Origin of the sequence: Arthrobacter jiangjiafuii (assembly GCF_018622995.1) — a bacterium.
In the GTDB taxonomy this organism is placed as follows: domain Bacteria; phylum Actinomycetota; class Actinomycetes; order Actinomycetales; family Micrococcaceae; genus Arthrobacter_B; species Arthrobacter_B jiangjiafuii.
The window spans coordinates 852,541-871,593 of the sequence record NZ_CP076022.1; the positions used below are offsets into that span (position 1 = coordinate 852,541).

General features: G+C 66.3%; 20 protein-coding genes and 1 riboswitch. Of the genes, 19 read left to right on the top strand and 1 reads right to left on the bottom strand.

What is annotated here, in order from left to right:
• The first annotated feature begins 1 nt into the window (after position 1).
• From KKR91_RS04105 to KKR91_RS04130, 6 genes are all read left to right on the top strand, one after another.
• Positions 2 to 817, top strand: coding sequence for an ABC transporter permease (locus tag KKR91_RS04105; protein ID WP_210230105.1), 816 nt, complete (start codon positions 2 to 4; stop codon positions 815 to 817).
• A 110-nt stretch (positions 818 to 927) separates the two neighbouring features.
• Entirely contained in the window at positions 928 to 1,416 is a 489-nt protein-coding gene (locus KKR91_RS04110; protein WP_210230106.1) for an SRPBCC family protein, read from the top strand.
• Between the two features lie 88 nt (positions 1,417 to 1,504).
• Positions 1,505 to 2,494, top strand: coding sequence for an LLM class flavin-dependent oxidoreductase (locus KKR91_RS04115; RefSeq protein ID WP_210230107.1), 990 nt, complete (start codon positions 1,505 to 1,507; stop codon positions 2,492 to 2,494).
• Between the two features lie 62 nt (positions 2,495 to 2,556).
• Complete coding sequence (locus tag KKR91_RS04120; protein WP_237686595.1) at positions 2,557 to 3,027, top strand: acyl-CoA thioesterase; 471 nt, start codon at positions 2,557 to 2,559, stop codon at positions 3,025 to 3,027.
• A 196-nt stretch (positions 3,028 to 3,223) separates the two neighbouring features.
• Positions 3,224 to 3,772, top strand: a complete 549-nt coding sequence (locus tag KKR91_RS04125) for a DUF421 domain-containing protein (RefSeq protein WP_210230108.1) — start codon at positions 3,224 to 3,226, stop codon at positions 3,770 to 3,772.
• 230 nt (positions 3,773 to 4,002) lie between these two features.
• Positions 4,003 to 4,206 carry a cold-shock protein gene (locus tag KKR91_RS04130; RefSeq protein WP_104055090.1) on the top strand — a complete coding sequence of 68 codons (204 nt, stop codon included), beginning with the start codon at positions 4,003 to 4,005 and terminating at the stop codon, positions 4,204 to 4,206.
• 183 nt (positions 4,207 to 4,389) lie between these two features.
• On the opposite strand, the gene glsA is transcribed toward KKR91_RS04130, so the two are convergent.
• The gene (gene glsA / locus KKR91_RS04135) at positions 4,390 to 6,252 is read right to left on the bottom strand and encodes a glutaminase A (RefSeq protein ID WP_210230110.1); all 1,863 of its coding nucleotides are present in this window, start codon (positions 6,250 to 6,252) and stop codon (positions 4,390 to 4,392) included.
• A 211-nt stretch (positions 6,253 to 6,463) separates the two neighbouring features.
• Between glsA and KKR91_RS04140 the strand changes: the two genes are divergently transcribed.
• The 13 genes from KKR91_RS04140 to KKR91_RS04200 all read left to right on the top strand — a co-directional run bounded on the left by KKR91_RS04140 (position 6,464) and on the right by KKR91_RS04200 (position 18,993).
• Entirely contained in the window at positions 6,464 to 6,667 is a 204-nt protein-coding gene (locus tag KKR91_RS04140) for a cold-shock protein (RefSeq protein WP_210230111.1), read from the top strand.
• Positions 6,668 to 6,948: 281 nt separating this feature from the next.
• Complete coding sequence (locus KKR91_RS04145) at positions 6,949 to 8,487, top strand: ABC transporter substrate-binding protein (RefSeq protein WP_210230727.1); 1,539 nt, start codon at positions 6,949 to 6,951, stop codon at positions 8,485 to 8,487.
• A gap of 6 nt (positions 8,488 to 8,493) precedes the next feature.
• Positions 8,494 to 9,441: an ABC transporter permease gene (locus tag KKR91_RS04150; protein ID WP_210230113.1), complete on the top strand. Its 948-nt coding sequence runs from the start codon at positions 8,494 to 8,496 to the stop codon at positions 9,439 to 9,441.
• Positions 9,438 to 10,265 (top strand): ABC transporter permease, encoded by an 828-nt coding sequence (locus KKR91_RS04155; RefSeq protein ID WP_210230114.1) that lies wholly within the window; start codon positions 9,438 to 9,440, stop codon positions 10,263 to 10,265. Before KKR91_RS04150 ends, KKR91_RS04155 begins: the two co-directional genes overlap by 4 nt.
• Positions 10,265 to 12,031 (top strand): ABC transporter ATP-binding protein, encoded by a 1,767-nt coding sequence (locus KKR91_RS04160; RefSeq protein WP_210230116.1) that lies wholly within the window; start codon positions 10,265 to 10,267, stop codon positions 12,029 to 12,031. The genes KKR91_RS04155 and KKR91_RS04160 overlap by 1 nt, the downstream gene beginning before the upstream one ends.
• Before the next feature lie 63 nt (positions 12,032 to 12,094).
• Positions 12,095 to 12,218, top strand: a riboswitch (SAM riboswitch).
• Positions 12,219 to 12,248: 30 nt separating this feature from the next.
• Complete coding sequence (locus KKR91_RS04165) at positions 12,249 to 12,419, top strand: hypothetical protein (protein WP_210230118.1); 171 nt, start codon at positions 12,249 to 12,251, stop codon at positions 12,417 to 12,419.
• Complete coding sequence (locus KKR91_RS04170) at positions 12,416 to 12,856, top strand: PIN domain-containing protein (protein ID WP_210230119.1); 441 nt, start codon at positions 12,416 to 12,418, stop codon at positions 12,854 to 12,856. Before KKR91_RS04165 ends, KKR91_RS04170 begins: the two co-directional genes overlap by 4 nt.
• A 129-nt stretch (positions 12,857 to 12,985) precedes the next feature.
• Positions 12,986 to 14,287 (top strand): Nramp family divalent metal transporter, encoded by a 1,302-nt coding sequence (locus KKR91_RS04175; RefSeq protein WP_210230120.1) that lies wholly within the window; start codon positions 12,986 to 12,988, stop codon positions 14,285 to 14,287.
• Between the two features lie 173 nt (positions 14,288 to 14,460).
• The gene (locus KKR91_RS04180) at positions 14,461 to 15,882 is read left to right on the top strand and encodes a serine/threonine-protein kinase (protein ID WP_210230121.1); all 1,422 of its coding nucleotides are present in this window, start codon (positions 14,461 to 14,463) and stop codon (positions 15,880 to 15,882) included.
• Positions 15,879 to 16,232, top strand: a complete 354-nt coding sequence (locus tag KKR91_RS04185) for a hypothetical protein (RefSeq protein WP_210230122.1) — start codon at positions 15,879 to 15,881, stop codon at positions 16,230 to 16,232. The genes KKR91_RS04180 and KKR91_RS04185 overlap by 4 nt, the downstream gene beginning before the upstream one ends.
• A 40-nt stretch (positions 16,233 to 16,272) precedes the next feature.
• A complete protein-coding gene (locus tag KKR91_RS04190; RefSeq protein WP_210230123.1) occupies positions 16,273 to 16,683 on the top strand; it encodes a YchJ family protein in 411 nt (136 codons plus the stop codon).
• A 94-nt stretch (positions 16,684 to 16,777) separates the two neighbouring features.
• A complete protein-coding gene (locus KKR91_RS04195; RefSeq protein ID WP_210230126.1) occupies positions 16,778 to 17,833 on the top strand; it encodes a zinc-dependent alcohol dehydrogenase family protein in 1,056 nt (351 codons plus the stop codon).
• A gap of 143 nt (positions 17,834 to 17,976) precedes the next feature.
• The gene (locus tag KKR91_RS04200; RefSeq protein ID WP_237686594.1) at positions 17,977 to 18,993 is read left to right on the top strand and encodes a zinc-binding dehydrogenase; all 1,017 of its coding nucleotides are present in this window, start codon (positions 17,977 to 17,979) and stop codon (positions 18,991 to 18,993) included.
• Positions 18,994 to 19,053 lie beyond the last annotated feature (60 nt).

A 19,053-nucleotide genomic window follows, 5' to 3' on the forward strand; every position in this document is an offset into this window, starting at 1 on the left:
CATGACCACGACAAGTTCGCTCCAAAGAGCCATTGGCCGGTGGCTCATCCCGACAGCCGGCACCCTCGCGTTTGCGTTCCTCCTGGTGCCGATCGGGTATGTCTTTGCCTTTTCCTTCAACGACGCCGGGCGCACCAACCTCACCTGGCGCGGCTTCACCCTCGACAACTGGAAGAACCCCTGCGGAGCGCCCGAAGTCTGTACGTCCCTGGCGAACAGCCTGCAGATCGGACTGATCTCCACTGTGCTGGCGACGGCGCTGGGCACCGCCATCGCCGTCGGGCTGGTCCGCTACCGCTTCCGCTTCAGCGCCACCGCCAACATGCTCATCTTCCTTCCGCTGGCCACCCCCGAAGTGGTGCTGGGAGCGTCGCTGCTGGCCCAGTTCCTGAACGTCGGCGCGGAACTGGGCAAGGGCACGCTCATCATTGCCCACACCATGTTCTGCATCTCTTTTGTAGTGGTCACCGTCAAGGCGCGCGTGGCGGGCCTGGATCCGAAACTGGAGGAAGCTGCAGCCGATCTGTATGCCTCGCCCCTGCAGGCTTTTTGGCGGGTGACTTTCCCGCTGCTGCTGCCGGGCATTATGGCGGCGGCCCTGCTGGCCTTCGCCATGAGCTTTGACGATTTCATCATCACCAATTTCAATTCGGGAAATGTGGATACCTTTCCCAAGTTCGTTTATGTGGCAGCCACCCGCGGTATTCCGGCGCAGGCCAATGTGATCGGTTCGGCAATGTTCATTGTGTCGCTGCTCCTGGTGGTGGGCGGACAGTTCCTGGCACACCGGCGGGCCAAGCAGCTGGCAGCGCGATAGCAGGGTAGCCGGCAACGCGGTGAAGCGGGTGTGGCTTTCCGTGAGGGGCTGCCCAGGTGCCTGCCCGGCGGGCGATACTGGGAGGATCCGAAGATGCGAGAGGAAACGCCATGGGACATCCAGCAGCCCAGGATCCGGACGGCAATGATCTGCTCATGGTCCGGGACTTTCCGGTCCCGCCGCAGGCCGTTTATGACGCCTGGGCGGACCTTACCCACGTCACCGACTGGTGGGGTCCGGAGGGGTTCATTGTTCCGGCCGACCGGGTGAGCGTGGACGAGCGCGTGGGCGGGTCCTACCGCGCGTGCATGGTCAATACGATCACCGGCGACGAACTGTGGTGGGGAGGGGTCCTGAAAGACATTGAACCGCCAACCAGGATGGCCATGACCCAACAATGGCAGGGACCCGACGGCGCACCGGCAAGCCCCGAGACGCTGATCACCGTTGAGCTGGCTCCGCATCACGAGGGCACCCGCATGACGTTCCGGCAGGGTCCGTTCCAGGACCGCCGGGACCTGGACGGTCATGAGTCCGGCTGGAACTCCTCCTTTGACCGGCTCTCCCGGTACCTCGCACGGTACCGGGGGGCCTCATGAAATAAGCCGGTGGTCTTTGCCGTTGCACCTGAGGAACGTGCCCGGGAAAACAGCCCGCGGCACCTGCGCAACGAAAGGCCAATATCCCATGACTGTCCCGCTTTCGATCCTCGATCTGGCCATCATCGACGAGGGCGAAACCGCACGCGACGCACTCGATTCGTCACTTGCCCTGGCGCAGCATGCCGAGAAGCTTGGCTACACACGCATCTGGTACGCCGAGCACCACAACATGCCCACCATCGCCTCCTCCGCCACCTCCGTGCTGATCGGCTACATTGCGGCCAACACACAGAGCATCCGGCTCGGCGCGGGCGGGGTGATGCTGCCCAACCATGCACCGCTGACCATTGCTGAGCAGTTCGGCACGCTGGAGACCCTCTTCCCGGGACGCATTGACCTGGGCCTGGGCCGGGCACCGGGCAGCGACCAGAAAACCATGCGGGCCATGCGCCGCGACCCTATGTCCTCGGACAGTTTTCCGCAGGACGTGCAGGAGCTGCAGGGCTACCTGACCGGGAACACCCTGATCCAGGGCATCGAGGCTACCCCGGGCAAGGGCACCAATGTTCCGCTCTATATTCTGGGCTCCTCGCTGTTCGGGGCGAAGCTGGCGGCCGCCCTCGGCCTGCCCTATTCCTTCGCGTCGCATTTCGCTCCGCAGGCGCTGCAGGACGCGGTGGCCATCTACCGCCGCGACTTCAAGCCGTCGGCCCAGCTGGCTGAGCCGTACGTTATTGCCGGCGTCAACGTGATAGCCGCCGACAGCACCGCGGAAGCGCAGCAGATGTTCGAGGACGGCCAGCGCCGCCGGGTCACCCAGCTCTTTGGCCGGGACCGGACCTTCACCCCGGAGGAAGCGGATCTGATCCTGGAGTCCCCGGGCGGCCAGCAGGTCAAGCAGATGGGCCGCTACTCCGCCGTGGGCACCCCCGCCGAGGTCCGTGACTACCTTGACTGGTTCAGCACCCATGCCGGCGCCGATGAGCTGATCGTTGCGACCCAGACACCCACGCTGGAATCACGGCTGCACTCGTTTGAACTGCTCGCCGGTGTCACGGAGCTTGCCCGCGCCTAGCTCCCTGAGGCCCGTCACGCAGGATCCCGGCGCTGCCTTAGGCCCTGTGCTAGAAACGAAGCATGATGCAAACCCCGCAGGTCATCCAGTGCTCCGTCGGGATGCGCTGGGGTGACATGGATGCCTACGGGCACGTCAACAACGTGGAAATCCTGCGGATCCTTGAAGAGGCCAGGATCCACGCCTTCGGTCCGCCCGGCGGAACGGGCGGGCCGGGGCGGGAACCGGTGGTTGCGCTGTTCAACAACGTGCCCGCCGGCACCCAGGCCCTGGTTGCCGAGCACCGGGTGAAGTACCTGGTTCCGCTCACCTACCGGAACATTCCGGCGGATATCGATGTGTGGATCAGCGCCCTCAAGGGAGCCAGCCTGACGATTGCCTACGTGATCCGCGACCCCGTCACGGGCGAGTCCTGTGCCAAGGCCGAGACCACGCTGGCCTTTGTCGACGGCGGCAGCGGCAGGCTGCTGCGGATTGCGCCGGAACAAAAAGACCTCATGCTGCCCTATCTGGGTTCGTCGGTCTTCGCCTAGGGCGCCCGGACCGCCCGCCGGGCCTGTCACTAACGCCTCGCCCGGTCTAGCCTTTTCCTATCGGCCAGGCAGTTGCCGGCAGCACCCCCGGCATGATCCAAGCTCCTGCTCCACCGCGGTCTTCTACGCGTCTGCATGGCTGGGCCTTCCGGAACCGACACACGCCTCCGCCCCCGCCCCTGTAAGGAGAGCAACCGTGTGGTGGCAGAATCTCGGTATTTCGCCCTTGGAGGCGCTGTGGGTAGTCCTGTCGGCAATTGGAATCTACGCTGCCTTTTTCGTCCTGATCAGGACAGCGGGGCAGCGGGCGCTGGCCAGCTGGTCCACCCTGGACAAGGCCATCGTCATTGCCTTCGGCTCGGTGCTGGGACGGGTTGTGCTGGGATATACCCCCACCCTGGCAGCCGGAGTCGTAGCCCTGACCACCATGTTCGTGCTCTTCCGGCTGGAGGCGGTGCTGCGGCGGACCCGGCGCGGGGCGTACTTCTCCAGCAAGCCGATCCTGCTGATGGCCGGAGACCAGGTGCGGCCGGCGGGCCTGAAAGCGGCCCGGATCGTAGAAGACGAGCTCTACTTCAAGCTCCGGCAGGCAGGCATCAGGAACTTCTCCGAAGTCGCCCTTGCCGTCCTGGAGCCGACCGGGGATGTCAGCGTCCTGCGCAGAGGGGAGCTCATTGACCCCGTCCTGCTGCGGCGGATCGAGGATCGGGACGACATTCCTGCCCACCTCCTGATGCCTGATTAGGGGCCCGGAGGCCGCACCCGGCCGCCGCTAAATCCGCCCCCGGAGGCTCCGGTTACCCCTTTCGGTAAATGTGGTGTAGAGTCATACTCAGTTGTTGGTTGTTGCGCATTTTATTTCAAGTGGCGAAACCCCAAACGGGCTAGCCGCTTTTTCTGTAGAAGCGGTAAGGAACACCGCGACTGAAGCTCCCCGAAAGTCGGGATCTGCTTCACTCCAGAAGGAATATTAAAATGGCTACAGGTACCGTAAAATGGTTCAACTCCGAAAAGGGCTTCGGCTTCATCGAACCCGATGACGGAAGTGCCGACGTGTTCGCTCACTACTCCGCTATCAACTCCAATGGTTACAAGTCCCTGGACGAGAACCAGAAGGTTAGCTTTGATACCGAGCAGGGCCCCAAGGGTCCCCAGGCTACGAACATCCAGGCGCTCTAATCTAGAGACTTCTATTCAGTACTTGTACTGAATTGCCTTACAAAAGCAGGACGGGTTTCCCGTCCTGCTTTTGTTGTTTAACCCGGCTTCCGCGCCGCCCGCCGCCCGGTGCCAAGCGCCTCCTGCGCACGAGGCGGGGGTGCGGGGGCCTTGGGGACCCCCGCCCGCATCAGTCCGTCAGTATCAGTCCATCGCCCGCAGGGCGCTTTCCCGGATGTACTGCTCCACTCGGGTATAGGCATCCCGGGTCAGGGCTTTCCAGAGTTCCACCGCCAGACGCGGATCTTCCTCTTCGAGCTGCTCCATCGCCTCGGCCGTGAGGACCTTGAGCCGGACCTGTCCGGCAGCCTTCACCGTGGTTTCCTGCCGCTTGTCGCTGCTCAGCGCCATCTCCCCAAACGTCATGCCCGGGCCCAGCGTGGTCAGCTTGATCCGCGACCCGTCCGGCGCCGGCATGGAGGTGGCGATCAGGCCCGAGACAATGAAGAACACCCCGCCGAACCGCTGCCCCACCCGGCGGACCACATCGCCGTCGTCGTATACCCGCTCTTCCATCAGGTCCTGGACGGCCTGGGCGTCCTCTGGCTCGAGCTGGTTCAGGGCAGGTGAGTCAATGGGCTCCATGGTGTCCGGCAGCACCAGCTCGCTTCCGTATGCCGAGATCAGCTGCGATTCGCAGTATTCGACGGCGGCGTTGCGGGTCGCGAACGACGGGACTTCGCGGCCGCGGCCGGTTAGATCGTTGGAGACGGTTCCCTCCGAGTCGACGAGCACCAGCCCCCGGCCGGTGGCCGCGAGCATGTCGGCGGACTCGGCGAACAGCCGCAGCGCCACATCCGAGACTTCGTCGACACTGCGCAGGTCCAGGACCACCATCTCGACGCCGTCCTCCAGGGTGGACAGTGCCCGCACCACTGTCTCGGCGCCGGCGAAGAGCAGGTCGCCGTTGAGCTCGAGCACCTGGGCGCGGTGGCCGTGGCTGCGCAGCACCTCGGCGGCTTCGTCGGTGCGCCGCATCCCCGAAGGCGCGGCGGTGATGTCATAAACGTTGCGGATGGCGGAGCGGCCGGTGCGTGCGGCGCGGACGAAATGCAGCTCCATATCGTGCGAGATCCGCTGGCTGGTGGCCACCCCGCGGACGCTGGAACCGTGGGCGTCCAACGGGGGAGAGTACACGGCCAGCCCTACCTGCCCGGGCAGGACGGCGATTGTTCCACCGCCCACACCCGACTTGGCGGGCATGCCCACGCTGGAGAGCCAGGCGCCGGCGTCGTCGTACATGCCGCAGGTGGCCATCACCGAAAGCACCCGCTCCACTGAAGCGATATCCAGCACCTGGTCACCGGACAGCGGATTGCGGCCGCTGTTGGCCAGGGTAGCCGCCATCATCGCCAGGTCCAGCGCATTGACCATCACCGAGCACTGCCGGAAGTAGTCCTTGATGACCGGCGTGGGATCGGACTCGATGATGTCGAAGGACCGCAGCAGATAGGCCAGGGCGTGGTTGCGGTGGCCCGACTTCAGCTCCGAGCGGTAGATCCGCTCGCTCACGGTGAGCTGGCGGCCCGCGAAGGCCGAGTATGTGTTCAGGATCCGGTTGAAGCGGGTGACGCCGCCGGAGCCGCGCACCAGGGAGGTGGCGGTGAGCGCGCCGGCGTTGATCATCGCGTTGGCCGGGCGGCCCGTCCCCTCGGCCAGGGACATCTCATTAAAGGAGTCACCCGAGGGCTCCACGTCCACCTTCGCGTCCACGGCCTCCATGCCGCGGTCCGCCAGTGCCAGGCCGTAGGTAAAGGGCTTGGAAATGGATTGGATGCTGAATTGCTCGCGGGTGTCGCCGATCTCGTACACGTAGCCGTCGGCGGTGGCCAGGGCGATGCCGAAGTTGTCGGGGTCCACGTTGGCCATCGCCGGAATGCTGCTGTAGGGCTTTCCGTCCCTCAACTCCGCGATTTCGGTATGGATCCTCCGCAGGTAGTTTTCGATCGGGGAGGACGGGGCGGATGGGGACGCCGAGGCGGCGGAGATGGAGCCAGTGGAACGCATGTATCCAGCTTAACGAGTAGTCCGCCCAGAGGGTGACGCGCCAGAGGCCCCTGTGTATACTGAATCGCGTTGCAGTGTTGCGCATCGTGCGTTCCAAGCGGCGAAACCCACATCAAGGGCTAGCCGCTTTTTCCGTACGGTGCTGCGTACGACACCGCAACATGAAACTACCCGAAGGTCGGGAGTGGTTTCTTTAGAAGGATGATTAAAAATGGCTACAGGTACCGTGAAATGGTTCAACTCCGAAAAGGGCTTCGGCTTCATCGAGCCCGATGATGGAAGCGCCGACGTTTTCGCTCACTACTCCGCTATCAACTCGAGTGGCTACCGCTCGCTCGAAGAGAACCAGAAGGTTAGCTTCGACACCGAGCAGGGCCCCAAAGGTCCCCAGGCTGTAAATATCCAGCCCCTCTAATACCAAACTTTGGTTCCTCCGGGAACCGGTGTGAATAAGATGCAGGACGGGAAGCAATTCCCGTCCTGCTTCTGCGTTAACCGGTACTGGATGTGACCCAATCCCCGGCCCCGGACCGGCCGTACCCTCTCCCCGCGACAGTGCCGCCGGTGCGCCGGGCGACATGCCGGAATTTCCGCTCTGTTCCTGCACGCGTCCATACTATGTAGGACAACATTTGGCGCCGGCCCCTGCCCGGGGCCTTCCGGGCACTGCCCGGCCCACTGATGGAGAGAACCTTGATGCGCCGAATTCCCGCCCGCTCGTCCGCGGCTGCCCTGCTGCTGGCGGCCGCGCTGACACTCAGCGCCTGCTCTGCCGGGTCCGGGGGCGGGTCCTCAGATGCCGGAGCCGATGCTGCCGGACAGGACGGCGGGACCACCGGCGTCGTCGTCGCGCTGACCGGGGAACCGGCGAACCTGGACTTCACCACCACCGCCGGCGCCGCCATTCCGCAGGCCCTGATGGCCAATGTGTACGAGGGTCTGGTGGAGATTGACCAGGACGGGCAGATCCAGCCGCTGCTGGCGCAGTCCTGGGACATCAGCGAAGACCGCACCACCTACACCTTCACGCTGGAACCGGGCGTGATGTTCAACAACGGAGCCGCGTTTACCGCCGACGACGTGAAGTTCAGCCTCGAACGCGTGAAGTCGGACTGGGTCTCCAGCCTCAAGGCCAAGATGGACGTGGTGGACACCGTCACTGTCCTCAGCGACACCGAGGTCGAGGTGCAGCTCTCCCGCCCCTCCAACGCCTGGCTCTTCGATCTGGGCACCCCCGTGGGCGCAATGTTCGATGAAAGCGGCGTCGCCGACCTGGCTTCCACCGCCGTCGGAACCGGGCCCTTCACCATCGAATCCTGGAAGCGCGGGGAGTCCATCGGCTTCGCCGCCCGCGATGACTACTGGGGCGAAGCGCCCAAGGTCCAGACCGCTACGCTGCGCTACTTCGCCGACGCCGTCGCCACCACGAACGCCCTGCGCTCCGGCGACGTGGACGTGGTGTACAACATGCAGGCCCCCGAACTGCTGCCGACCTTTGAAGGCGACGACGCTTTCACGGTCCTGGAGGGCACCTCCAACGGCGAGATCGTGCTGTCCATGAATAATGCCCGCGCCCCGTTCAACGACGTCCGGGTCCGGCAGGCTGTGCTGCACGCCGTGGACCGGCAGGCCGTGCTGGACACCGCGTGGAGCGGATACGGCACCCTCGTCGGTGCGCCCGTGCCGCCCACCGACCCCTACTACGAAGACCTCAACAACACCTACCCCTACGATCCGGACAAGGCCCGGGCGCTGCTGGCCGAAGCCGGCGCCGAGAACCTGGACATCGCGTTCACCGTTCCCACCCGCCCCTACGCCACCTCGGTGTCCGAGATCGTGGTCTCCCAGCTGGCCGAGGTGGGCATCAACGCCACCATCGAATCGGCGGAATTCCCCGCCGTCTGGCTGGACACGGTCTTCACCCGGCACGACTACGACATGTCCGTGGTCCTGGCCGTGGAAAGCCGCGACGTACTGACCATGTTCAACAACCCGGACTACTACCTGGGCTACGACAACTCGAAGATCAAGGACGCGGCAGCCGCTGCCGACGCCGCCGACGAGGCCGGGTATGTCTCCGGCATGCAGGACGTAGTGCGCACGATCAACGACGACGCCGCCGCCGGCGTCCTGTTCCTGTTCCCGAACATCGTCGTGGCCAAGGCCGGCGTGACCGGCCTCCCGGCCAACTCCGTCACGGAGGCGCTGGATCTGGGCGCCGTGGGCTGGCAGTAGCCCAACGTGGGAATCCGCCTGCTGATCAACGCGGCACGGTTTGTGCTCACCTTCCTGGTGGCCACCGTGGCCGTGTTCTTCTTCATGCGCGCCATTCCCGGGGATCCGGCGCAGATCGCGCTGGGCGTCAATGCCACGCCGGAGCTGCTGGAGCAGACCCGGCGGGAATTCGGCACCGACCGCCCGCTCCCGGTGCAGTACTTCGACTGGGTTTCGGGCCTGCTCCGCGGTGATTTCGGCACCTCCTACGTCACCCGGACGGACATCAGCCCGCTGGTGCTGGACCGGCTGCAGGTTTCCCTGATCCTCGTGGGGCTGGCCATGGCCGTGGCCCTGCTGATCGCCGTGCCGTTCGGGACGCTGGCGGCACTGCGGCACCGCAAACCCAGCGGCGTGCTGCTCAGCGGCCTCAGCCAGCTGGGTGTCGCGGTGCCGGGCTTCCTGGCCGCGATCATGCTGGTGGTGGTCTTCGCCGTGGGGCTGGGCTGGTTCCCGGCCAACGGCTGGACCCCTCCCGGGGTGGACTTTGCCGATTTCCTGCACCGCGTCACCCTGCCGGTGCTCGCCCTGGCCTCGGTGCAGGGCGCGGTCCTGACCCGCTATGTCCGCTCCGCCGTGCTGGAAGTGATGAGCGAGGACTATCTGCGCACCGCCCGCGCCAAGGGCCTGGGGAAGCTTGAAGCGCTGGTCAAGCACGGGCTGCGCAATGCAGCGGTTCCAGTGCTGACCGTTGCCAGCGTGCAGTTGGCGGCGTTGATCATCGGCGCCGTCGTCATTGAACGTGTCTTTGTCGTCCCCGGCCTGGGCTCCATGCTGCTGGACGCGGTGGGCAACCGCGACCTGCTCACCGTGCAGTCCGTGGTGATGGTGCTGGTGGCCCTGACCCTGATCATCAACCTGCTGGTGGACGTGCTGTACACCATCGTGGATCCCCGCCTCAGGAAGCGCGCATGAAGACCGCCCGGAAACTCTCTCCCGCCCTGCTCGCCGGGGCCGTGCTTGTCTCGCTGGTGCTGGGGGCGGCCCTGCTGTCCTTCCTCTGGACCCCGTACGACCCGGTGCAGGCCTTCCCCGCGGACCGGCTGCAGGGTTCCAGCACGGAGCACCTCATGGGCACCGACCGGTACGGGCGGGACGTGTTCTCCGGAATCCTGTACGGCGCCCGGATCACCCTGTTCGTGGGCCTGGTGGCCGTGGGCATCGCCGCGCTCATCGGCACCCCGCTGGGCATCCTCGCCGGCATGCGCCGCGGCGCGGTGGAAGAAGTCACCATGCGCGGCGCCGACATCCTGCTCGCCTTCCCGGCGCTGCTGCTGGCCATCATGTTCGGCGCGGTGTTTGGGGCGGGCACGACGACGGCGATGGTCGCCATCGGGATCGGCTCCATTCCCGGCTTCGCCCGAGTAGCCCGGTCCGGGACGCTGCAGGTGATGAGCACCGAATATGTGCAGGCCGCCCGGGCCGCCAGCCAGCCGGCGCTGCGCATCGCCCGCCGGCACGTGCTGCCGAACATCGCCGGCCTGGTGGTGGTGCAGTGCTCGGTCACCTTCGGCCTGGCGGTCCTGGCCGAGGCCGCACTGTCCTTCCTGGGCCTGGGCACCCCGCCGCCGGTGCCCTCCTGGGGGCGGATGCTGCAGGAATCCCAGCAGTTCCTGGGCACCTATCCCTCCCTGGCCCTCTGGCCCGGAGCGGCCATCGCGGTGGCGGTGCTGGGCTTCAACCTGCTCGGCGACGGCCTGCGGGACCGGTTCGATCCCAAACTGAACGGAGAACGCTGATGGCCGGGCCGCTGCTGGACGTTGCCGGCCTCACGGTCAGCGCCCGGAACCGGGTGCTGGTACAGGACTTCGGGCTGTCCCTGGCCCGCGGCGAGCGGGTCGGGCTGATCGGGGAATCCGGATCCGGGAAGTCCATGACCGCCGCGGCGCTCATGGGGCTGCTGCCCGAAGGCGTGGCTGCCGCCGGTTCGGTCCGGCTGGACGGCACGGCTCACGACCTGATCGGTGCCTCCGACCGGCAGATGAGCCGGCTGCGCGGCAAGCGCCTGGGCATGGTGTTCCAGGAACCGCTCAGCGCCCTGAATCCGCTGATGAAGGTCGGGCGCCAGGTGGCCGAGGCGCTGACCCGGCACGGTGGCGTGCCGGGCCGTGCTGCCGCGCAGCGCAGTGTCGAACTGCTCGCCTCCGTGCAGTTGCCGGATCCGGCCCAGGCCGCGCAGGCCTACCCGCACCAGCTCTCCGGCGGCCAGCGGCAGCGGGTTCTGCTGGCCATGGCGCTGGCCAACGACCCCGACCTGCTGATCTGCGATGAACCCACCACCGCCCTGGACGTGAGCGTGCAGCGGCAGATGCTGGCCCTGATTTCCGACGGCGTGGCCCGCCGGGGGAGCGGGCTGCTGTTCATCACCCACGATCTGGCGGTGGCCGCCAGCATCTGCGACCGCATCCTGGTGCTGCGCGGAGGCGTGTTGGTGGAACAAGGTCCCACCGACGAGGTCTTCTCCCGCCCGCAGCACCCGTACACCCGGGGGCTGCTGGCCGCCTCGGACCTGGACGCGACGGACAGCAACGGCCGGCTGTTCACGGTGGCCTCTGCCGCCGGGTACGTTCCGGCCGGGGTGCCGGCGGGGGTACCGGCGGCAACCGCCGCCGCCCCCTCCGTTACGGTCCGGGAACCGGAGCAGGGCGTTCCGGACGAGGCCTCCGCCGAGCCGCTGATCCGGGTCCGGAACCTGTCCCGCACGTTCCGCCGGGGCCGTACCTCCCTCTTCCGCCCGCCGGCCGAAGTCCACGCGCTGCAGGACGTCTCCTTCGATGTAACCCCCGGACAGCGTTTTGGCGTGGTGGGGGAGTCCGGCTCGGGCAAGTCCACCCTGCTGCGGATCCTCGCCGGGCTGGATCTGCCAACGTCGGGCAGCGTAGTGGTGGCCGGCAATGAAGTAGCCGGGTCACGCGAAGGCCAGCTGCGCCAGTTGCGCAGCCAGCTGCAGATCGTGTTCCAGGACCCGATGGGCTCCCTGAACCCGCGGATGCGGGTGGGGGAGATCATCGCCGAACCGCTGCTGCTCCCCGGCACCCCGGTGGCGGCGCGGCACCACGGGGCACGTGTGGCCGAGATGCTCGACGCCGTCGGCCTCCCGCGGGAGGCTGCGCACCGGTATCCCCACCAGTTCTCCGGCGGGCAGCGGCAACGCATCGCCATTGCGCGGGCGCTGATCTGCGAGCCGCGCATCCTGGTGGCCGATGAGCCGGTCAGCGCCCTGGATGTCTCGGTGCGGGCCCAGATCCTGAACCTGCTGTCCGATTTGGTGGACAAATACCAGCTCACCCTGGTGTTCGTTTCCCACGACCTGGGCGTGGTGCGGCACCTGTGCGACACCGTGGCGGTGATGCACCGCGGCCGGATCGTGGAGACCGGTCCGACCGGCCAGGTCTATGCCGAGCCCCGGCACGAGTACACCAAAACCCTGGTGGCGTCGTCGCTGTCCCTGCATGAGGGGGAGCGGATCCGGGCCGGCGCTGCCTCGCATCCCGCGTCGTTCTAGGGTTCAGGACACACAAGGAAACACCCGTTCGGCGCGGGCAAAGCTGGCTATACTTCCAAACAGCTTCAAGAACTGCGGCCGCCAAGCTCCGACTTGGCCGCATACCAACCCCACGCTCGTTGGGTGGTTCGGATGAAGAAGTGGCCAGCACTCGCCCTCGGGCAACCGGTGCCGGCAAGAGCACGCCGAAAGGACCGGCGCACGCCGCCGTATTCTCATGGACCCTGCCTCAGTTCCCCACGCCGCACCCTCTCCGGCCTTGCCGCCGGATCAGCCCCAGCACGCGGTATCCCTGCAGGCGGTATCCCTGCAGGATTACGAGCAGTTGACCTCTGCCCGCGCCTGCTTCGTGGATTTCCTGCTCTCGCACCCGGGGGCTGCCGGATGAGCGGATGCTCCGGGCTGCTGCTGGATCTGGGCATCCTGACCCGGCTCCGCGGCACCCGCCAGGATCCGGAGGTGGCGCGGTTCCTGCAGTCGAGGCGGCACCAGCGGATCTTCATTTCCGCGCTGACCCTCTGTGAACTCGCCGATGCCGGGTCAGGCGACGCAGCCAACCCGGAGGCCTGGCTCCGCGAACTCACCGAGCGGTTCGCCGCAAACATCCTGCCGGTGGACCACGGCACTGCGCTGGCCTGCCGGAGCCGAGGGCAGGGGGAATCGGGGCCCGGCGACGCAGGCCGGTTGCACAGCCCGGCGGTCCTCGCGGCCACGGCGCGGCAGCACCGCCTGACGGTGGTCAGCGCGGTACCTCTCCACTATGCCGGATTGGATGTCCGGGTCCTGGACCCGCTGGCTGCTTCCCACACGGCCGGCGCTACCTAAGCCGACAGGCCCGTCCCGGACACGAATTCGAAGCCCCATTGTTCGCTGTGGGAGAATGCACTGACTCTGGTGACTGTGAACACAGTGGTTCACGGCTGCCCAAATGCGTTGAGATAAGGATTCTGGCTCATGGCCGACAACAGCGGTATTCCGAAGGCACCGGTCTCGCATGCAGACCGCGTCGATGACGACGGCGGTGCTCCCGCCAAATGGAAGGTCGTCGGGCCCGGACTGGTGGTTGCAGCCACTGGTGTCGGCGCGGCAGACATGGTGGCAACCCTGGTAGCTGGCTCCAAGTACGGCTACGGCCTGCTGTGGGCAGTGATCCTCGGCGTGATCCTCAAGATCATCCTGGTGGAAGGTGCCGGGCGCTATACCCTGGCCACCGGCAAGACCATCTTTGAAGGATGGCGTTCGCTCGGGAAGTGGACCACCTGGTACTTCGGCCCCTACATCATGATCTGGGGCTTCGTCTACGGAGCCACCGCCATGTCCTCCGCCGCCCTGCCGTTGGCCGCATTGTTCCCGGGCATCCCGCTCTGGGCCTTCGCCATCCTGATGGGCCTGGCCGGTTTCGTCATGGTCTGGTTCGGCCGGTACGCGACCTTCGAAAAAATCACCGCCGCCCTGGTGGGCATCATGTTCATCACCGTGGTGGGCCTGGCCGTGATTGCCGCCCCCAACCTGCCGGAGATGTTCACCGGATTGATTCCGCGCATCCCGGAGGGCGGCGTTATCTACACGCTGGCATTGGCCGGCGGCGTCGGCGGAACCATCACCCTGGCCGCCTACGGCTACTGGCTGCGTGAAAAGGGCTGGTACACGCCCAAGTGGATGAAGGTCATGCGCATCGACAACTCGATGGCATACGTCATGACCGGCATCTTCGTGATTGCCATGCTGATTGTCGGCGCCGAGGTCGTCCGTTCAGCAGGAGTCTCCCTGAGCTCGGGCGACGAAGGACTGCTGGATCTCTACGACGTGCTCAAGGCGGAGTATGGCGACGTCGTCGGCACCGGCTTCCTGGTTGGCTTCTGGGCCGCGTCCTTCTCCTCCATCATCGGTGTTTGGAACGGCGTCTCCCTGATGTTCGCCGATTTCTGGGGCAACATGCGCGGAAAGGAATCAGGCCACCCGGACACCCGGATCGGCGGGAAGTACTTCAAGTTCTACATCCTGTGGCTGACCTTCCCGCCGATGCTGCTGTTCCTGCTCGGCAAGCCGATCGGCCTGATCCTGGCCTACGGCGTCCTCGGGTCGCTGTTCATGCCGTTCCTGGCCATCACGCTGCTGGGCCTGCTCAACGGCCACCGGGTTCCCAAGGCCTGGGCCAACAAACTGCACACCAACATCGCTCTGGGAATCACCGCGCTGCTGTTCATTGTGCTCGGTATCCAGCAGGCCGTTGACGCCATCATCAAGGCGTTCTAACAGGTCCCCAAAACCGGCCCGACTGCCCTGTTGCTTCTGCGAAGCGGCAGGGCAGTTTAGCGCACCGGGGCTGCTTCCGGGAGGGCAGATGAACGGCTAAAAAAAGTGGTCCTGCCCCATCTACGCCATGATTTCTCTCCGTTACGCTTTAAGGGCGGAGGAGAGGTTGCAGCATGGAGAATTTCGCAACAAGTGGGCTGAACAGGCTCATTTCCGGGCGCTACCGACTCATTGAACCCATCGGACACGGCGGCATGGCCACCGTTTACCGGGGACAGGATGAAGCTCTGGGCCGCGACATAGCCGTGAAGCTCTTCCGGGCCAGCGCGGTCTCGCCGGACGACGTGGGCCGGCAGGAAACCGAAATGCGACTCCTGGCGTCGCTGTCGCACCCCGGCCTGGTCACGCTGTTCGACGCCGGCAAGGACGACGCCGGTCGCGACGACGGTGAGGCCGGCGAACCCCGGGCTTTTCTGGTCATGGAGCTGGTTGACGGGCCGGACCTGCGCAAGCGGCTACGCGAGGTCAGGCGGATGACCCCGGCCGAGGTAGCCTACATCGGCGCAGAACTCTCCGGAGCGCTGGCCTACATCCACGACCGGGGCGTGATTCACCGGGACGTGAAACCGGCCAATATCCTGCTGCCGCCGGTCATAACCGGCACCCCGGCGCGGGCCAAGCTCACCGACTTCGGGATTGCCCGCATGCTCGACGGCGACCGGATCACGGCAGCGAACGCCACCCTTGGCACCGCCAACTATCTGAGCCCGGAACAGGCCAGCTCCCAGGACGTCAGCTACTCCAGCGACGTTTACTCCCTGGGCCTGGTGCTGCTCGAGGCGGTCACCGGCCGCATCGAATTTGGCGGCAGCGCCGTTGAAGCAGCCCTGGCCCGGCTGAGCCGGGACCCGGCTGTCCCCGAGCAGCTCGGGCGGTACTGGACATCGCTGCTGAAATCCATGACCGCCCGTGATCCGGACCAGCGGCCAACCGCCGCGGAAGTCTCGGCCGCACTGCTGGAGCACCGCTGGTCATCTGACGACGGGCCGCTGCCGGCACCCGAGGCAGTGCAGCAGCCTGCCGAGACTGCGGGTGCGGTGGAAGTGACGGATGGTGGCATCCGCACCGCCGAGGCGGCCGGTCCGCTGCCGCTCGCGGAGAGGGTTTCCGAACCGGTCTCACAGCCCGCACCGGCCTGGGAAGCGGAACCGGTCTCACAACCCGCACCGGTCCGGGAAGCGGAACCGGTCTCACAACCCGCACCGGTCCGGGAGGCGGAACCGGAACCTGTCTCGGATCCGCACCCCGTCTCCCCGTCACTGGCGCCGCCGCGCAGGCCGCCTCTTGCCGGAACCGAGGGGTGGCGGACGGCAACCCGGGTCCCGGTCGCCGCAGCCGTACGGCCGCTGCCGCCCTCCAAGCGTGCCCTGGCCGGCAGGACCCTGCTCGCGGCAGTGGCAATGGTGGTCCTGACAGCGGCAGTGATTATGGTGGCCGACCGGCTGGGCATCTTTCCGCAGGGACAGGGCTACCCGGCCGTTCCGGGACAGCTGGGCCAGCGGCTGCAGGAACTGCAGGAAAGCGTCACACCGTGAGGCGGCCGCGGACCACATGGGGCGTGCTGGCAGCCGGCGCCCTGGTGATCGCCGGGGTGTCGGGCTGCGAGGTCCCCGGTATCGAACCGGACGCCGCGCAGGAATTGCAGGGCCAAGTATCCGAAGTGACGGATGCAGCCGAGGAGGGCAACTATGAGCAGGCCCTGGTCTCGCTGGATGATCTCTCCCTGCGCTTGCAGACGGCAACCCGTTCCGGGGAAGTCTCCCTGTCCCGGCACGAGCGGATCAGCGGGGCCATCGACGCCGTGCGGCTGACCCTGGAGACGGAAATCGCCCTGCGCGAGAATCCCGGCGACCCGTCACCCGCTCCGGCCACCGGAGGAAACTAGCGGCAAAGGAGCAGGCCGCCAGCCGGAGATACTTGTATCTATGACTTCTGCCAGCCGTTCCTTCACCACGCCCGACCCCGATGACCGCTGCCCCTGCCTCAGCGGCGAGACCTACGGCGGGTGCTGCGGCAAATACCATTCCGGCCGGCAGCAGGCGCCCACCGCGGTTGCCCTGATGCGCTCCCGGTACAGCGCCTTCGCCGTCGGCAACCGGCAGTACCTGCTGGACACCTGGCACCCGTCCACCCGCCCGGCAGTCCTGGACCTGGACGCAGACCTGCAATGGCGGCGACTGGATATCGTCGACACCGTGGCCGGCGGCCCGCTGGATACCACCGGCGTCGTCCGCTTCCGCGCCCACTACCGCGCCGGCGTCGAGCGCGGAATCCAGGAGGAAACCAGCAGCTTCACCCGGATCAACGGGAACTGGCTGTACGTGGACGGGGAATAGGCCCGGACCCTTCCGAACCCTTCGGGGACGCTCCTACGCTGGAGGGAACGGACCGATACCCGTCCGGGGGTCGGCACGAGCAGACGAGGACACCATGAAAGCACTCGTGTACGAAGGACCGGGACAGAAATCCTGGAAGGACGTTCCGGACCCCAAGCTCCAGGATCCGCGTGACGCCATCGTGAAAATCGACACCACCACCATTTGCGGCACCGACCTGCACATCCTCAAGGGTGACGTGCCGGCCGTGACCCCCGGCAGGATCCTGGGACACGAGGGCGTCGGAACGGTGACTGAAACCGGAACCGGCGTGAATTCGTTCAAGGTCGGAGACAAGGTCATCCTCTCCTGCGTCTCGGCGGACGGGTCCTGCAGCTTCTGCAAGGACGGCCTGTATTCGCACTGCACCGGCGATGAAGGGCAAGCCGGCATCGGCTGGATTTTCGGACACCTGATCGACGGTACCCAGGCCGAGTACATCCGGGTTCCCTATGCGGATACCTCCATGTATCTGCTGCCGGATGATGTCTCGCAGGAGCACGGGGTCCTGCTCAGTGATATTTTCCCCACCGGATTCGAAATGGGTGTGCAGTACGGGCAGGTGAAGCCCGGCGACGTCGTCGCCGTCATCGGGGCAGGCCCGGTGGGCCTGGCCGTGATCTCCACCGCCGGACTCTACGGCGCGGCCAAGATCATTGCGGTGGACCTGGACGCCAACAGGGTGGAGCAGGCCCGAAGGTTCGGCGCCACGCACGGCGTGAATTCCGGCGATGCCGACTGGCGCGAGCAGATCATGGCCGAAACCGACGGCTGGGGAGTGGATGTCGCGGTGGAGGCGGTCGGCATTCCGGCAACCTTTGAGATGTGCACCGATATTGTGCGGCCCGGCGGAAACGTGGCCAACGTGGGCGTGCACGGCGCTCCGGTGAGCCTGGCCCTGGACCGGCTCTGGATCGAGAACATCGACATCAGCATGGGCCTGGTCAATACCAACACCCTGCCGATGCTGCTCAAGCTGATTGCCCAGGGAAAGCTGCCGGCTGAGGAATTCATCAGCCACCGCTATCCGCTGACCGACATCCTCGAGGCCTATGACACGTTCTCCCGCGCCGCGGAAACGAACGCACTCAAGGTCATCCTGACCACCTAGCCGCAACGTAGCACCAGCCGAAGAACGACGGCGGACCGCCCACTGTGGGCGGACCGCCGTTTTTTGTGCCGGGAAGACGGCAGGAAGATAATGGGGAACGGCGACAACACCAGTTGCCGTCTTTTTCCGGGAAAGAGGTTTCCATGTCATCCGGCACCATGCTTGCAGGCCGTCTCAACGTCGAGACGAAGGAGTTCGCGGTTCGGGAAGTTCCGATTCCCGAGCCCGGTCCGGGCTTTGTCCGGGTCAGGGTGGGAGCCGCCGGAGTCTGCCTCTCCGACGTGCACCTGATCCAGGGCCTGCTCCGCCCGCAGTTCCTGAAGGGCAGCGAGGTTACCCTCGGCCACGAAGTAGCCGGCACCGTGGACCTGGCCGGACCCGGCGTCACCTCCGCCCAAGCCGGGGACCGGGTTGTCATCCAGGCCGGCTACGAACACAACGGCGCCACTCTCACCATGGGGGTGGATTACGACGGCGGCTGGGCCGAATACGTTGTGGTTCCGGCAGGGGTGCTGGTGCCGCTGGGCGATGACATTCCCTTTGACCAGGCTTCGATCATTCCCGACGCCGTCTCCACTCCGTGGGGTGCCATCTCGTCTACCGCCGATGTGCGGGCCGGTGAAGCGGTGGGTGTCTGGGGCATCGGCGGGCTGGGCGCCCACGGCGTGCAGCTGCTGCGCCTGATCGGCGCAGCCCCCATCATCGCTGTGGACCCCATCCCCGAGGCCCGCGAACGGGCCCTGGAATTCGGTGCCGACTACGCCTTGGACCCGCTGGCGGCTGACTTCGCAGAGGCCATGAAGGCTGCCACCGCCGGCAAGGGCCTGGACGTGGCCCTGGACTTCGCCGGCGTCGATGCGGTGCGCGCCCAGGCCGTCAAGTGCCTTGGCCGGCGCGGACGGCTGGTCCTGGTGGGCCTGAGCGGCACGCCCATCACCATCAGCGACAGCACCGGATTCTCCTACGCCCGCAAGCAGATCCTGGGCCATTACGGTTCAGAGGCGCACCACGTGCCTCAGCTGGTGAACCTGGCCCGGCTGGGTCGGCTGGACTTCGCCAAGTCGGTCAGTGGCCGCCTGCCGCTGAGCGAAGCAGCCCGGGCCGTCAAGGCGCTGGACGCCAAGGAAGGGAACCCGGTCCGCCTGGTCCTCATTCCGTAGGCGGAATCCCGGGCGCCGGGAATATCAGGAGCCGGGAATATCGGTGCCCGCCGCCCCGCC